Origin of the sequence: Kitasatospora putterlickiae, assembly GCF_039527695.1 — a bacterium.
GTDB classification, from domain to species: Bacteria; Actinomycetota; Actinomycetes; order Streptomycetales; family Streptomycetaceae; genus Kitasatospora; species Kitasatospora putterlickiae.
Window position 1 is genome coordinate 1 of the sequence record NZ_BAAAKJ010000188.1, and the last position, 13,624, is coordinate 13,624.

The following is a 13,624-nucleotide window of genomic DNA, read 5'->3' on the forward strand; positions in this document are numbered from 1 at the left end:
CCGCCGGTATTCCGGCGGGGGTTCTTTGCGTTCACCGTTGTCGTATCGTCGGGGCATGGACGATGGAACGGCAACAACGGGCGACGCGATCACGGTCCTCGCCTCCGACGTACTGCGGACGGCACAGCGGGACGCGGCCCTGCGGGTCCTGGCGGACGCCCAGGCCGTGGACGGCCGTGAGGCGGTGTCCGAGCAGGGGCGGCTGCGTCTGCGCTCCTCGGAGACGGCGCGGACCGGGGTGACCCATTTCCTCGAAACGACCGGTGCCGACTCCGTCGGCTACGGCCAGCTGGAGATCCCCGAGAGCGGCACCGCCAATCCGGCCGCCGAGCTCGTCGTGGCGCCGGCGGCCCGCGGGCGGGGCTTCGGGCGACCCCTGGTGGACGCGGTGCTCGCCGAGGCCGGGCGGGCGGGCCGGCCGCACGTGGACTTCTGGGTGCACGGCGGACACCCGGCGGCCCGGCACCTGGCCGCGCGCTACGGCGCCGAACTGGTCCGCGAGCTGCGGCAGATGCGCCGCACCGGGACGCAGACCGAGGCCGTCCCGCTCCCCGACGGGGTCGAACTGCGGACGTTCCGGCCCGGTGAGGACGACGCCGAGTGGCTCCGGCTGAACGCGCTCGCCTTCGCCCACCACCCGGAGCAGGGCTCCTGGACCGAGCGCGACCTGGCCGACCGGCTGGCCGAGCCGTGGTTCGACCCGGCCGGCTTCTTCCTCGCCACCCGGGACGGCAGGCCGGTCGGCTTCCACTGGACCAAGGTGCACCCGGCGACGGCGGCCGGTCCGGCGCTCGGTGAGGTGTACGTGGTGGGCGTGGATCCGGCGGAGCAGGGCGGCGGCCTCGGCCGGGCGCTGACCGCGGCCGGCCTGCGCCACCTGACGGGGGGTGACGCCGCGGTCGGCGAGCGCGGTCTGGAGACCGTTCTGCTGTACGTCGACGCGGACAATCCGGCGGCGGTGCGGGTCTACGAAAGGCTCGGATTCACCGTCCACGAAGTCGATTTGATGTATCGCGCGGGCGTCGCCGATCCGAATTCCCGGTGATCGCGTTCCGGTGACCGAGGGTGACCGTTAGAACAGCGCGCTCCGGCGGCGCCTAGCGGAGAAAACGGGGCCGGGGCAACGGGCGTGCGCCTGTCGCCCCGGCCCTGACCGCCTCAGCTTTCCTCCTGGCCATGCGGTGTTTACCGTGGATTCAATTAATACCGCGAAGATCACAGGATGAAGTCCGTAGTGTCTCGCTCGCGCAGCGCCGACCGGCACCCGCCGATCGGTTCTGTGACGACCGCGCCGGGTGGTTGGGCGTTGTGGTTGGGCGAGGGCGACGGCTCGAAAGGCATTTCGCGTCCGGACGCCGTCCTGCTGGAGGAGCTGGAGCCCATGAGCATCCCCCGCCCCGTCCCTGCCCCGTTGTCCCCGCCCGCGCGGATGTCCAGCGCGCTCGGGATACCGCCGGAGCTGACGGTCACCGACGAGCAGGACCTTGAGGAGTTGCCGCAGGGCCGTTTCCTGGACCGTGAGCGCAGCTGGCTCGCGTTCAACGAACGCGTGCTGGAACTGGCGGAGGATCCGGGGATCCCGCTGCTGGAACGCGCCAAGTTCCTGGCGATCTTCGCGAGCAACCTCGACGAGTTCTTCATGGTCCGGGTGGCCGGCCTCAAGCGCCGGATCGCCACCGGCGTCGCTCAGCGCAGCGCGTCCGGGCTCCAGCCGCGCGAGGTGCTGGACCTCATCTGGACCCGCTCGCGCGAGCTGATGGCCCGCCACGCCGCCGCGTTCCAGCAGGAGGTGCTGCCGGACCTCGCCGCCGAGGGGATCGAGGTGGTCCGCTGGTCCGAGCTGGCGGAGAAGGAGCAGGCGCGGCTGCACACCCTGTTCCGGCAGAAGATCTTCCCGGTGCTCACCCCGCTGGCGGTGGACCCGGCGCACCCCTTCCCCTACATATCGGGGCTCTCCCTCAATCTGGCCGTCGTCGTGCGCAACCCGGTCTCCGGGCACAAGCACTTCGCCCGGGTGAAGGTGCCGCAGTCGCTCGCGCGCTTCCTGGAGGCCTCCCCGCAGCGGTACGTGCCGCTGGAGGACGTCATGGGGGCGCATCTGGAGGAGCTCTTCCCGGGCATGGAGGTGCTCGCCCACCACGCCTTCCGGGTCACCCGCAACGAGGACCTGGAGGTGGAGGAGGACGACACCGAGAACATCCTCAAGGCCCTGGAGAAGGAGCTGATGCGGCGGCGCTTCGGCCCGCCGGTGCGGCTGGAGGTCGTGGAGTCGATCGACCCCTACATCCTGGACCTGCTGGTGCGGGAGCTGAACATCACCGAGGCGGAGGTCTTCCCGCTGCCCGGCCCGCTGGACCTCACCGGGCTGTTCGGCATCGCGGGGCTGGACCGGCCGGAGCTGAAGTACCCGAAGTTCGTGGCGGGCACCGCGCGCGGCCTGACCGACGTCGAGTCGGCCTCGCAGCCGGACATCTTCGCCGCGATGCGCGAGCGGGACGTGCTGCTGCACCACCCGTACGACAGCTTCTCCACCTCGGTGCAGGCCTTCCTGGAGCAGGCCGCGGCCGACCCGGACGTGCTGGCGATCAAGCAGACGCTGTACCGGACCTCGGGTGACTCGCCGATCGTCGACGCGCTGATCGACGCGGCGGAGTCCGGCAAGCAGGTGCTGGTGCTGGTCGAGATCAAGGCGCGCTTCGACGAGCAGGCCAACATCAAGTGGGCCCGCAAGCTGGAGGAGGCCGGCTGCCACGTGGTCTACGGCCTGGTCGGGCTGAAGACGCACTGCAAGCTGTCGCTGGTGGTCCGCCAGGAGGGCGACACCCTGCGCCGGTACTCGCACGTCGGCACCGGCAACTACCACCCGAAGACGGCCCGGCTGTACGAGGACCTCGGTCTGCTGACCTCGGACCCGCAGGTCGGCGCGGACCTCTCGGACCTCTTCAACCGGCTCTCCGGCTACTCGCGCCGCGAGTCGTACCGCCGGCTGCTGACCGCCCCGCGCGGGCTGCGGGACGGTCTGGTGGCGCGGATCCACAACGAGATCGCCAACCACCGGGCCGGCCGCCCGGCGCACGTGAGGCTCAAGGTCAACTCGATCGTCGACGAGGCCGTGATCGACGCGCTGTACCGGGCCTCGCAGGCCGGGGTGCCGGTGGACGTGTGGGTGCGCGGCATCTGCGCGATCCGGCCGGGGGTGCCGGGGCTGAGCGAGAACATCCGGGTGCGCAGCATCCTGGGGCGCTTCCTGGAGCACTCGCGGATCTTCGTCTTCGGCAACAACGGCGATCCGGAAGTGTGGATCGGCAGCGCCGACATGATGCACCGCAACCTGGACCGCCGGATCGAGGCGCTGCTGCGGATCACCGACCCGGCGCACCGGGCCGAGCTGTCCGGGCTGCTCGACCTCGGCATGTCGGACGAGACGGAGTCCTGGCACCTCGGGCCGGAGGGGTCCTGGACCCGGCACGCCCAGGACGGCGACGGCACGTCGTTGCGCCACGTCCAGGACCTGCTCATCGACTCGCGTCAGCGCCGTCGGGCCGCCACGGCCCGATGACCGCAGGTCGCCGCCACGACCCCGCTGACGCCAGACGTGACGACGCCAGACCTGCCGACGTGAGCCGCGACGCCGCGCGGTGGGCCCGCACCGTACCGACCGGTGCGGGCCCCGCCGCCGGGGGACACGACGGCAGGAGACTCGACGACGCGACCGCGCGACCCACCGACGCGTGCCGCTGAGCGGTAGGGACCCGCTGAGCGGTCGGCCACCAGCCCCGGGGACGGCCCCGGGGGAACGGGGATCTAGCTAGCCATGACCGATGCGCCGATGACGGCCCAGGCGGCCTCCACCGCGACCGCCGGGGACATCCTCTCCAGCCATCTCACCGCCCTGGCGGGCGCGTTCCTGCGCGCTCTGCCGCTGGCGGTGGGTGAGGTCGGCGGGAGACCGGGGGCGTCCGTGCTGCCGTCGGAGGGCACGGCGGACCTGCTGCGGGCGGTGCGGCGGATCAGTGGGCTGCTGACCACGTTCTCCGCGACGTTCGAGCCGGTCTGGGCGCAGGAGTCGCGGACCGAGCTGGCCTGGCTGCTGAACCTGCTGGCGCTGGAGCCGGGGTACGTGCGGCGGTCGGCCCGGCTGCTGGGCGCGCTGGACGGGCTGAGCGGCAGCGAGGCGGAGGGGCCGGGCATGCTGGCCGGCCACGCGGGGGCGCCCAAGGCGCGGGCGCTGCTGGACCGGCAGCTGACCCTGGCCCGGACCAGGGCGCATTCGACGGTGCTGCAGGAGCTGCGTTCGGCGCGGCTGCACGCGCTGGCGGACCGGATGACGCTGCTGGTGGCGGAGGCGCCGCTGGCGGAGTCGGCGGGTGGCCGGGCGGGGGCGGTGCTGGTGCCGCAGGCGGCGGCGGCGTTCGGGGCGCTGGCGGCGAGCGCCCAGCAGCTGCCGTTGCAGCGGGCCTCGACGCCGTACGGCGGGGACGGGCTGCGCCGGCTGGGGGTGGTGCCGAGCGCGCGGGGTGCGCTGGACGCGGACGCGGCGCTGGCGGCGGACGACGCGCCGTGGCACCGGACGCGGGGGCTGGTGAAGCGGGCCCGGTACGCGCTGGAGGTGTGCGGGCGGCCGTCGGCGGTGCTGGACGAGCTGGACCTGGTGCTCCTGCGGCACCAGGAGGCGTCGGAGGCGGCGGTGACGGCGGCGACGGCGGCGCGTACGCCGCGGATCACCCCGGCGACGGCGTACGTGCTGGGCGTGGTGCACGCGGATCAGCGGCTGGAGGTGGAGGCGGCGCGGTACGCCTTCGGGCGGCGGTGGCCGGAGCTGCCGCCGGGCACCGAGACGTGGCTGGAGCTGCCGCCGGCCGAGGGCTGGGGGGCGTCGGCGGAATCGCGGACGGCCTGAGGTGGCGTACGGCGGACCGGTGGTGCTGGCGGCGGGGGCGGTGCTCTGGCTGCCGGGCCGCCCGAAGCGGAGCGGTCGGCTGGGGCGGCCGCGGATCGCGGTGATCCACCGGCCGAAGTACGACGACTGGAGCCTGCCGAAGGGGAAGCTGCACCCGGGCGAGGGAGTGGTCGAGGCGGCGCTGCGCGAGGTGCGGGAGGAGACGGGGTTCCGCTGCGTGCTGGGGGAGGAGCTGCCGACCCAGCACTACGTGGCGCAGGGCCGGCCGAAGGAGGTCCGGTACTGGGCGGCGGTGCCGACGACGGGGGAGTTCCGGCCGAACCGGGAGGTGGACCTCCTGGAGTGGCTGCCGGCGCGGAAGGCGCGGGCGCGGTTGACCCGGGAGCAGGACCGCCTGTTGGTCGACGCGCTGCTGGAGCTGCTGGGGGCCAGGCCGGTGCGGTCGCCGGCCCGGGAGACGTGAAGGAACAGTGGAAGTGATCTACCCGCGCCCTCGCCGTGACGCAACCGTTACTACCTGACGTAGTTTCCTGTCATCCGTTCGAGGTTCACTCTCCGTTCACTTACGACCGGCTGACGCGTCACCTACCCGGCCTAACTTCGGTGTCACCGGCGGGCCGAACGGGCCCCGGACCTCAGCAAAACCCGTGCTCCGCCCTGCTCGGCAGGGCCTGCGCGTCGGGCAATGCCACAGAAAGGGACACCCTGTGAAGCTCCAGCGGAACGGCCGCTCCAAGGCCCTCGCGATCGGTGCCATGGCGCTCGTCAGCTCGCTGTCGCTCGCCGCCTGCGGCTCGGACGATAACAACACCAACGCCGCGCCGGCGGGTGGCAGTGGCTCCGCTGCGGCCCCGGCCGCGATCAACTGTGGCCCGAAGCCCACCGCGCTGGTCGCCGCGGGCTCCACCGCCCAGGGCAACGCCATCGACATCCTGAAGAACAACTTCGAGGCGGCCTGCAAGGGCGCCACCGTCAACTACGGTGGCGGCGGCTCCGGTGCCGGTGTCCAGCAGTTCAACCAGGGCAAGATCCAGTTCGCCGGCTCGGACTCGGCGCTCAAGCCGGCCGAGGTCGAGGCCAGCAAGGCCGTCTGCACCGGTGGCCAGGGCGTCAACCTGCCGCTCGTCGCGGGCCTGATCTCGATCGTCTACAACGTCGAGGGTGTCGACAACCTGGTCCTGGACGCCCCGACCATCGCGAAGATCTTCGACTCGCAGATCATCAAGTGGAACGACCCGGCGATCGCCGCCCTCAACCCGGGCGCCAAGCTGCCGGACGCCGACATCCAGGCCTTCCACCGCACGGACGACTCGGGCACCACCGAGAACCTGACCAAGTACTTCGCCAAGACCTCGGGCGGCGCCTGGGCCTACCCGGCCAGCAAGGCCTGGGCGGGCAAGGGCGGCCAGGGCGCCAACGGCTCGGCCGGTGTCGCGGCCCAGGTGAAGCAGGTCAAGAACTCGATCAGCTACGCCGAGCTGTCCTACGCCCAGACCAACAACCTGAAGAGCGCCGCCATCAACACCGGCGCCGCCAAGCCGGTCGAGGCCACCGCCGCCAACGCCGCCAACACCTTCGCCAAGGCGCAGATCGCCGGCGCCAACAGCAGCGACCTGGCGCTGACCCTCGACTACGCGACCAAGGAAGAGGGTTCCTACCCGCTGGTCCTGGTCACCTACGAGATCGCCTGCGACAAGGGCAACAAGGCCGACACCCTCGACACCCTGAAGGCCTTCCTGGCCTACACCGCCAGCGACGCGGGCCAGAAGGCGATCGGCGACGCGGGCTACGTCCCGCTGCCGAAGACGCTCACCGACAAGGTGAACACCGTCATCGGCGCGCTCGCCTGACCCAGTAGGACCTCCGCTGGGGCGGCCCCGTGAACGAGGGGGGCCGGGGTCGCCCCAGCGGGAAGTACCGACGAACGCACCACGTCCGGGGCACCGCCGCCAGGGTGCCGCCCCCTCGGGGCGGCACCACCAGACCGGAGTACACCAATGACTTCATCCACCCCTGCCGCCCCGCGAGGCAGGGAACGCCGCAAGCGCGACAGCCGGGTCGGCGACAAGATCTTCATGAACCTCTCCCGCGGGTCGGGCATCCTGCTGCTGGTGGTCATGGCCGCCATCGCGGGCTTCCTGACCTGGCGATCGGCCGTCGCCCTCACCAAGAACGAGGGCAACTTCCTCACCACCTTCGAGTGGACGCCGGACGCCCCGGAGCCGGTCTTCGGCATCGCCGTCCTCGCGTTCGGCACCATCGTCAGCGCGCTGATCGCCATGCTGATCGCCGTCCCGGTGGCCATCGGGATCGCGCTGTTCATCTCCCACTACGCGCCGCGCCGGATCGCCCAGCCGTTCGCCTACCTGGTGGACCTGCTGGCGGCCGTGCCCAGCATCATCTACGGCCTGTGGGGCGCGCTCTTCCTGGTGCCGCACCTCAGCGGTCTGAACAGCTGGCTGGACGAGTTCCTCGGCTGGACGTACATCTTCGACCAGTCCCGGGCCGGCACCACTCCGCGCAACCTGTTCACCGTCGGCATCCTGCTGGCGATCATGATCCTGCCGATCATCACCGCGGTCAGCCGTGAGGTCTTCCGGCAGGTGCCGCGGATGCACGAGGAGGCGGCGCTCGCGCTCGGCGCGACCCGCTGGGAGATGATCCGCACCTCGGTGCTGCCGTTCGGCCGCCCCGGCATCATCTCGGCCTCGATGCTCGGCCTGGGCCGCGCGCTCGGCGAGACCATCGCGGTCGCCGTCGTGCTCTCCTCCAGCAACGTGCTCTCGCTGCACCTGCTCGACCCGGGCGGCGGCACCTTCGCGCAGAACATCGCCCTGAAGTTCAACGAGGCGCAGCCCTTCGGCCGGGACGCGCTGATGGCCTCCGGCCTCGTCCTGTTCGTGATCACCCTGCTGGTGAACGGTGCCGCGCGGCTGATCGTCGCCCGCCGCAAGGAGTACTCGGGGGCCAACGCATGAGTGAGTGCAGCGAGCGAATCATCGAACTCCGCGTGTTGCGCGCATGCGCCCTGACGAGCGAAGCGAGGAAGGCCGCATGAGCGCCGCGACCACTTCCGTCCCTTCGGACGCCCGCCCGGTCGGCCGCCCGCTGACCGCCAACCGGCTCCCCAAGTGGGCCCCGGCCGGCGTGGCCGCCGGCTCGATCGCCCTCGGCTGCGGCATCGGCCTGGTCGGTGGCCTGGAGAGCAAGCTCCAGTGGGGCCTGATCTCCGCCGCCCTGTTCCTGATCATCAGCTATGCGCTCGCGGCCCAGGTCGAGGGCCGCCGCCAGGCCAAGGACCGGTTCGCCACCTCGGTGGTCTGGGTCGCCTTCATCCTGGCCGTCATCCCGCTGCTCTCGCTGACCGTCTACACGATCCAGCAGGGCGCCGACGTGGTGGACGGCGACTTCCTGACGCACTCCATGATGGGCGTGCGCTCGGCCGGCCCCGGCGGTGGCATCTACCACGCGCTGATCGGCACCCTGGAGCAGGTCGGCCTGGCCACCCTGATGGCCGCCCCGATCGGTCTGCTGACCGCCGTCTACCTGGTCGAGTACGGCCGCGGCACGCTCGCCAAGGCGGTCACCTTCTTCGTCGACGTCATGACGGGTGTCCCGTCGATCGTCGCCGGTCTGTTCATCCTGTCCCTGTGGAACATCGCCCTCGGCTTCAACTACTCCGGCTTCTCGGGCAGCCTCGCGCTGGCGATCCTGATGATGCCGGTCGTGGTCCGCTCCACCGAGGAGATGCTCAAGCTCGTCCCGAACGAGCTGCGCGAGGCGTCGTACGCGCTCGGCGTGCCGAAGTGGAAGACCATCCTGCGGGTCGTCCTCCCCACCGCCATCGGCGGTATCACCACCGGTGTGATGCTGGCGGTCGCCCGCATCACGGGTGAGACCGCCCCGGTGATGATGCTGGTCTTCGGCGCCGCCTACATCAACAACAACCCGTTCGACGGACCTCAGCAGTCGCTGCCGATGTACATCTGGCAGCAGTACGCCGTGGTGAACAACGACTTCGGCTACGCCCGGGCCTGGGGTGCCGCGCTGGTGCTGATCGCCTTCGTGATGGGGCTCAACCTCATCGCCCGGGGCATCGCCCGCTGGCGCTCTCCCAAGGCCGGACACTGAGCGACCGACTGACGTACGACGAAGACTGAGAGAAGACGAACGATCATGGCCAAGCGCATCGACGTCAGCGGACTGTCCGCCTACTACAGCTCCACCAAGGCCATCGAGGACATCTCGATGTCCATCGAACCCCGCTCGGTGACGGCCTTCATCGGCCCCTCCGGCTGTGGCAAGTCCACCTTCCTGCGGACCCTCAACCGGATGCACGAGGTGATCCCCGGCGCCCGCGTCGAGGGCAAGGTCCTCCTGGACGACGAGAACCTGTACGGCTCCAGCGTCGACCCGGTCGCCGTCCGCCGCGCGGTGGGCATGGTCTTCCAGCGCCCGAACCCGTTCCCGACCATGTCGATCTACGACAACGTGGTCGCCGGGCTGAAGCTCGCGGGTGTGCGCAAGAAGTCCGTGCTGGACGGCGTGGTGGAGAAGTCGCTCAAGGGCGCCAACCTCTGGAACGAGGTCAAGGACCGGCTGAACAAGCCGGGCGCCGGCCTCTCCGGCGGTCAGCAGCAGCGCCTGTGCATCGCCCGCGCCATCGCGGTCGAGCCGCAGGTCCTGCTGATGGACGAGCCCTGCTCCGCCCTCGACCCGATCTCCACCCTCGCCATCGAGGACCTGATCGGCGAGCTGAAGTCCCAGTTCACCATCGTCATCGTGACGCACAACATGCAGCAGGCGGCCCGCGTCAGCGACCGCACCGCCTTCTTCAACCTGGCCGGCGTCGGCCAGCCGGGCAAGCTGATCGAGCTCGACGACACCCAGCGGATCTTCTCCAACCCGTCCGTGCAGGCGACCGAGGACTACATCTCCGGCCGCTTCGGGTGATCGATCCGCCCGGTCTTCGGGCGGCGCTTCACAGACTGCTTCGTGGTGCTGCATGGCGGTGCCGCCGCGGAGCATGGACAGGCCCGCCCCCCGAGATGCGGGGGGCGGGCCTGTCGTGTCCGGGCCGGTCCGGGTGGGTCCGGGCCGGCCGGGAGCGGTTCGGGTCGGTCCGGGGGCGTCAGCCCCAGAACAGGTGGACGAACCAGAACACCAGCGCGGCGACGAGGGCCGCCGCCGGCATGGTGATGAACCAGCCGAGCACGATGTTCTTGGCGACGCCCCAGCGCACCGCGCGGATCCGCTTGGTGGCGCCGGCGCCCATGATCGCCGAGGTGATCACATGGGTGGTGGAGATCGGGGCCTTGAAGACGAACGAGGTGATGTACATGACCGTCGAGGCGGTGGCCTCGGCGGCGAAGCCCTGCGGCGGGTCCAGCTCGATGATCTTCCGGCCCAGGGTCCGCATGATCCGCCAGCCGCCGGCGTAGGTGCCCAGCGAGAGCATCGTCGCGCAGGAGATCTTCACCCAGACCGGGATCGGGTCGCCCTGGTCCTGGTGGCCCGAGATCACCAGGGCCATCACCACGATGCCCATGGTCTTCTGCGCGTCCTGCAGACCGTGCGCGAGCGCCATCGCGGCGGCCGAGGCCGTCTGGGCGACCCGGAAGTTGCGCTTGGCCCGGTGCGGGTTGGCCCGCCGGAAGAGCCAGAGGATCGCCAGCATCACCAGGAAGCCGCCGACCAGGCCGACCACCGGCGACACGACCATCGGGATGACGATCTTGTCGACGACGCCGCTCCAGATCACCTCGGTGCCGCCGGCCAGCGCCGCGCCCACCATGCCGCCGAACAGCGCGTGCGAGGAGGAGGACGGCAGGCCGAAGTACCAGGTGACCAGGTTCCAGGCGATGGCGCCGACCAGCGCGGCGAACAGGATCGCCATGCCGGTGTCGCCGGTCGGGGTCTCGATGATGCCCTGCGAGACGGTGTGCGCCACCCCGCTGCCCAGGAAGGCGCCCGCCAGGTTCATCACCGCGGCCATCGCCAGGGCCGCCCGGGGCGTCAGCGCCCGGGTGGAGACCGAGGTCGCGATCGCGTTCGCGGAGTCGTGGAAGCCGTTGGTGTAGGTGAAGAAGAACGCGACGCCGACGACGGCGATGAGTGCTGCCATGTCCACGGGGGTCAGGACTCCTTGACCGCGATGGTCTCCACCGTGTTGGCGACGTGCTCGAACGCGTCCGCGGCCTGTTCGAGGACGTCCACGACCTGCTTCAGCTTGAGCACCTCGATGGCCTCGTACTGGCCGGAGAAGAGGTGGGCGAGCAGCTTGCGGTGGATCTGGTCGGCCTGATTCTCCAGTCGGTTGACCTCGATCCAGTACTCGGTCAGGTTGGACATGCTCCGCAGGTTCGGCATCGCCTCGGCGGTCAGCTCGGCGGCGCGGGCCAGGACCTCGATCTGCTGCTCGATGCCCTTCGGCAGGGTCTGGATGTCGTAGAGGACGACCAGGTCGACGGCCTCCTCCATGAAGTCCATGATGTCGTCCAGCGACGAGGCGAGGTTGTAGATGTCCTCGCGGTCGAAGGGCGTGATGAAGGAGGAGTTCAGCTGGTGGAAGATCGCATGGGTGGTGTCGTCTCCGGCGTGCTCGGCGGCGCGCATGCGCTCGACGATCTCCGCGCGGGCCGACACGTCTGATCCCAGCAGTTCCAGCAGGAGCTTGGAGCCGACGACGAGGTTCTCCGCGGCCGCGGCGAACATGTCGTAGAAGCTCGTCTCCTTCGGGGTCAGGCTAAAACGCACGGAAATCTCCGATGTGCGGGGTAGGGGACTGAACGATGCTAGGTGCAACCGAGCGCCATCACGCAAATGGGGTGCTCGAAGGGGAGCCGGAACCTCCCCTTCCGTTCGGCTGCCGTAGCAGTGGACCCGATCCGCACCACAGGTGCGGGCATGAGCCCCCAGTCTGACGGAACCTCGCCCGGATCGCCCCTGCTGTGCGGCGGGAAGAGCGGGGTGTTCCCCGGACGGGGGAACCGCGCCGGACGCGTCCGCTCCCGGTCGGCCGTGCCGGAGGAACACCACGAAGGGCCCCGGTGTTGGACACTGGAGGCCGACGCAGCCACCAGGCACTCAGACGAAGGCGGGCCGATGACCACCACGCAAGCGCGCACCGAGCCGGAGCAGGCGCCCGGGGCGGAACCGCACGGCGAGCACGTCGCCGTCCAGGCGACGACGGACGCCCACGCCGCCCACGGCGGCCACGGCCCGCACGGGTACAGCGCCCAGAAGGACGCGCACCTCAAGCGGCTGCGCCGGATCGAGGGCCAGATCCGCGGCCTCCAGCGGATGGTCGACGAGGACGTCTACTGCATCGACGTGCTCACCCAGGTCTCGGCCAGCACCAAGGCCCTGCAGTCCTTCGCGCTCTCGCTGCTGGAGGAGCACCTGCGGCACTGCGTCGCGGCCGCCGCCGAGGAGGGCGGCACCGAGCTGGACGCCAAGGTCGCCGAGGCCACCGCGGCGATCGGCCGGCTGCTGCGCAGCTGACCCCGCTCTAGTCGTCGTGGCCCTCCCGGCCCTCGCGGACCTGAGGGCCCCGGCCCTGTGGGCCTCGGCCCGGCCCGGCGGTCGGACCGCCGTCGGGCCGGTCGAGCAGCACCTCGTCGATCCGCTCGGTCGGCAGCCGGTCTCCGCTGCTGGCCGTGGCGGCGATCATCAGCTCACCGGCCAGCTCGATCTCGTCGAGGGCCGCGTCGTCGTGGCCGCCGCTGCGGCCGCCCGTGGACGCCATCACCTGCACCACCCCTTCAGCGCCTCGCCAGCCCGGGCGGCAGCCACCCGACGTCCAGCCTAGGCACTTCGGAGCCCGTCCACATGGCACGGACGGGCCATCTCGGCGCCGCCGAAACGGGTGGCCCGGGGGCTACCGGGCGGCCCCGGCCCGGCGGTCTCCCCGCGCGCCCGCGCCCGCGGCGCCCGCGCCGACCCCCGAGCGCGCTACTTCGGACTCTCGGTGGGCTTCATCGCGACGATGTCCGCGGCCGGCGGCTCGGCCGCCTCCACCGGTGCGCCGAAGTCGCTCAGCGCGGTGGTCGACACCACCTTCACCTGGTCCTTCGCCTCCTTGGAGCCGGCCACCCCGGCGAAGGTGAAGACCTCGACCACCTTGTGCAGCCGGCCCTGGTCGTCCAGCCAGACGTCGTAGGGGACCTCCTTGACGGTGAAGGTCTGCGCCCCCATCCGCAGGCCGTCCCCGCCGCGCCCGCCGGTGGCGTCGGCCGCCTTGGCGAGGTCCAGGGTGCCGCGGTAGTGCTTCAGCGCCACCCCGCCGACCGTCTCGGTGCCGACCAGCTCGGCCTTCTGGGCGCCGCGCAGCGCGCCCGCGGCGGAGGACGGGTCGGTGGCGCCGCCGCTGACCAGGTTGCCGTCCGGCAGCTGGCGGACGTCCAGCTTGACCCACTTGCCCTCCGGCACCTTGGCCCCGCTGTTCTGCAGGTAGACCGTGCCGGGCAGGAGCACCTCGACGATCTTGCCGGTGGTCGCGGCACCCGGCGGCACCTGCACCTCCAGGCGGCCGATCCGCTTCACGTAGTCGTAGCCGCCGGTGCCGGTGAAGACGGCCTTCTTCTCCGCGGACTCGGTCACCAGCTCGGTGGTGGCGTGCGCGGAGCCCGACCGGCCGGTGATGTCGGCGGCGCCGCGGACCGCGGTCAGCGGGTCGGCGGAGAGCTGGTCGGGGGCGCCGCTCACCTGTTGCTCGGCCGCGGC

The 13,624-nt window shown here is 71.3% G+C and carries 13 protein-coding genes; 9 read left to right on the forward strand and 4 right to left on the reverse strand.

What is annotated here, in order from left to right; all coding sequences use genetic code 11:
* The first annotated feature begins 55 nt into the window (after positions 1–55).
* From mshD to pstB, 8 genes are all read left to right on the forward strand, one after another.
* Positions 56–1,045 (forward strand): mycothiol synthase, encoded by a 990-nt coding sequence (mshD, locus tag ABD308_RS18875; protein WP_425554797.1) that lies wholly within the window; start codon positions 56–58, stop codon positions 1,043–1,045.
* Positions 1,046–1,381: 336 nt separating this feature from the next.
* The gene (locus ABD308_RS18880) at positions 1,382–3,559 is read left to right on the forward strand and encodes an RNA degradosome polyphosphate kinase (RefSeq protein ID WP_344335994.1); all 2,178 of its coding nucleotides are present in this window, start codon (positions 1,382–1,384) and stop codon (positions 3,557–3,559) included.
* Positions 3,560–3,814: 255 nt separating this feature from the next.
* Positions 3,815–4,900 carry a CHAD domain-containing protein gene (locus tag ABD308_RS18885; protein ID WP_344335997.1) on the forward strand — a complete coding sequence of 362 codons (1,086 nt, stop codon included), beginning with the start codon at positions 3,815–3,817 and terminating at the stop codon, positions 4,898–4,900.
* A 1-nt stretch (position 4,901) separates the two neighbouring features.
* On the forward strand, positions 4,902–5,363 hold the full coding sequence (locus ABD308_RS18890; protein ID WP_344336000.1) for an NUDIX hydrolase: 462 nt from the start codon (positions 4,902–4,904) through the stop codon (positions 5,361–5,363).
* A 244-nt stretch (positions 5,364–5,607) separates the two neighbouring features.
* Positions 5,608–6,750, forward strand: coding sequence for a phosphate ABC transporter substrate-binding protein PstS (gene pstS / locus ABD308_RS18895; protein WP_344336002.1), 1,143 nt, complete (start codon positions 5,608–5,610; stop codon positions 6,748–6,750).
* A 147-nt stretch (positions 6,751–6,897) separates the two neighbouring features.
* Complete coding sequence (gene pstC, locus ABD308_RS18900) at positions 6,898–7,878, forward strand: phosphate ABC transporter permease subunit PstC (protein ID WP_344336005.1); 981 nt, start codon at positions 6,898–6,900, stop codon at positions 7,876–7,878.
* A gap of 76 nt (positions 7,879–7,954) precedes the next feature.
* Positions 7,955–9,031 (forward strand): phosphate ABC transporter permease PstA, encoded by a 1,077-nt coding sequence (gene pstA, locus ABD308_RS18905; RefSeq protein WP_344336008.1) that lies wholly within the window; start codon positions 7,955–7,957, stop codon positions 9,029–9,031.
* A 45-nt stretch (positions 9,032–9,076) separates the two neighbouring features.
* Positions 9,077–9,853 (forward strand): phosphate ABC transporter ATP-binding protein PstB, encoded by a 777-nt coding sequence (pstB, locus tag ABD308_RS18910; protein WP_344336011.1) that lies wholly within the window; start codon positions 9,077–9,079, stop codon positions 9,851–9,853.
* Positions 9,854–10,031: 178 nt separating this feature from the next.
* Here pstB and ABD308_RS18915 read toward each other — a convergent pair whose 3' ends face one another.
* Positions 10,032–11,030 carry an inorganic phosphate transporter gene (locus ABD308_RS18915; protein WP_344336013.1) on the reverse strand — a complete coding sequence of 333 codons (999 nt, stop codon included), beginning with the start codon at positions 11,028–11,030 and terminating at the stop codon, positions 10,032–10,034.
* Between the two features lie 5 nt (positions 11,031–11,035).
* Complete coding sequence (locus tag ABD308_RS18920; RefSeq protein WP_030312623.1) at positions 11,036–11,656, reverse strand: DUF47 domain-containing protein; 621 nt, start codon at positions 11,654–11,656, stop codon at positions 11,036–11,038.
* Between the two features lie 348 nt (positions 11,657–12,004).
* On the opposite strand from ABD308_RS18920, the gene ABD308_RS18925 reads away from it, so the two are divergent.
* Complete coding sequence (locus ABD308_RS18925) at positions 12,005–12,403, forward strand: metal-sensitive transcriptional regulator (RefSeq protein WP_344336018.1); 399 nt, start codon at positions 12,005–12,007, stop codon at positions 12,401–12,403.
* A 7-nt stretch (positions 12,404–12,410) separates the two neighbouring features.
* Here the strand turns inward: ABD308_RS18925 and ABD308_RS18930 are convergent, their stop codons facing one another.
* Both ABD308_RS18930 and ABD308_RS18935 read right to left on the reverse strand, forming a co-directional pair.
* Complete coding sequence (locus ABD308_RS18930) at positions 12,411–12,647, reverse strand: hypothetical protein (RefSeq protein ID WP_344336021.1); 237 nt, start codon at positions 12,645–12,647, stop codon at positions 12,411–12,413.
* A 206-nt stretch (positions 12,648–12,853) separates the two neighbouring features.
* Positions 12,854–13,624 (reverse strand): SCO4651 family lipoprotein (locus ABD308_RS18935; RefSeq protein ID WP_344336024.1); only part of this gene is annotated, 771 nt, incomplete at its 5' end.

Excerpts from the sequence above, each read along its gene's own strand:
- pstB (WP_344336011.1), top strand. The coding sequence starts at position 9,077 with ATGGCCAAGCGCATCGACGTCAGCGGACTGTCCGCCTACTACAGCTCC.
- mshD (WP_425554797.1), top strand. The coding sequence starts at position 56 with ATGGACGATGGAACGGCAACAACGGGCGACGCGATCACGGTCCTCGCC.
- ABD308_RS18925 (WP_344336018.1), top strand. The coding sequence starts at position 12,005 with ATGACCACCACGCAAGCGCGCACCGAGCCGGAGCAGGCGCCCGGGGCG.
- ABD308_RS18885 (WP_344335997.1), top strand. The coding sequence starts at position 3,815 with ATGACCGATGCGCCGATGACGGCCCAGGCGGCCTCCACCGCGACCGCC.
- ABD308_RS18930 (WP_344336021.1), bottom strand. The coding sequence starts at position 12,647 with ATGGCGTCCACGGGCGGCCGCAGCGGCGGCCACGACGACGCGGCCCTC.
- ABD308_RS18880 (WP_344335994.1), top strand. The coding sequence starts at position 1,382 with ATGAGCATCCCCCGCCCCGTCCCTGCCCCGTTGTCCCCGCCCGCGCGG.
- pstC (WP_344336005.1), top strand. The coding sequence starts at position 6,898 with ATGACTTCATCCACCCCTGCCGCCCCGCGAGGCAGGGAACGCCGCAAG.
- pstA (WP_344336008.1), top strand. The coding sequence starts at position 7,955 with ATGAGCGCCGCGACCACTTCCGTCCCTTCGGACGCCCGCCCGGTCGGC.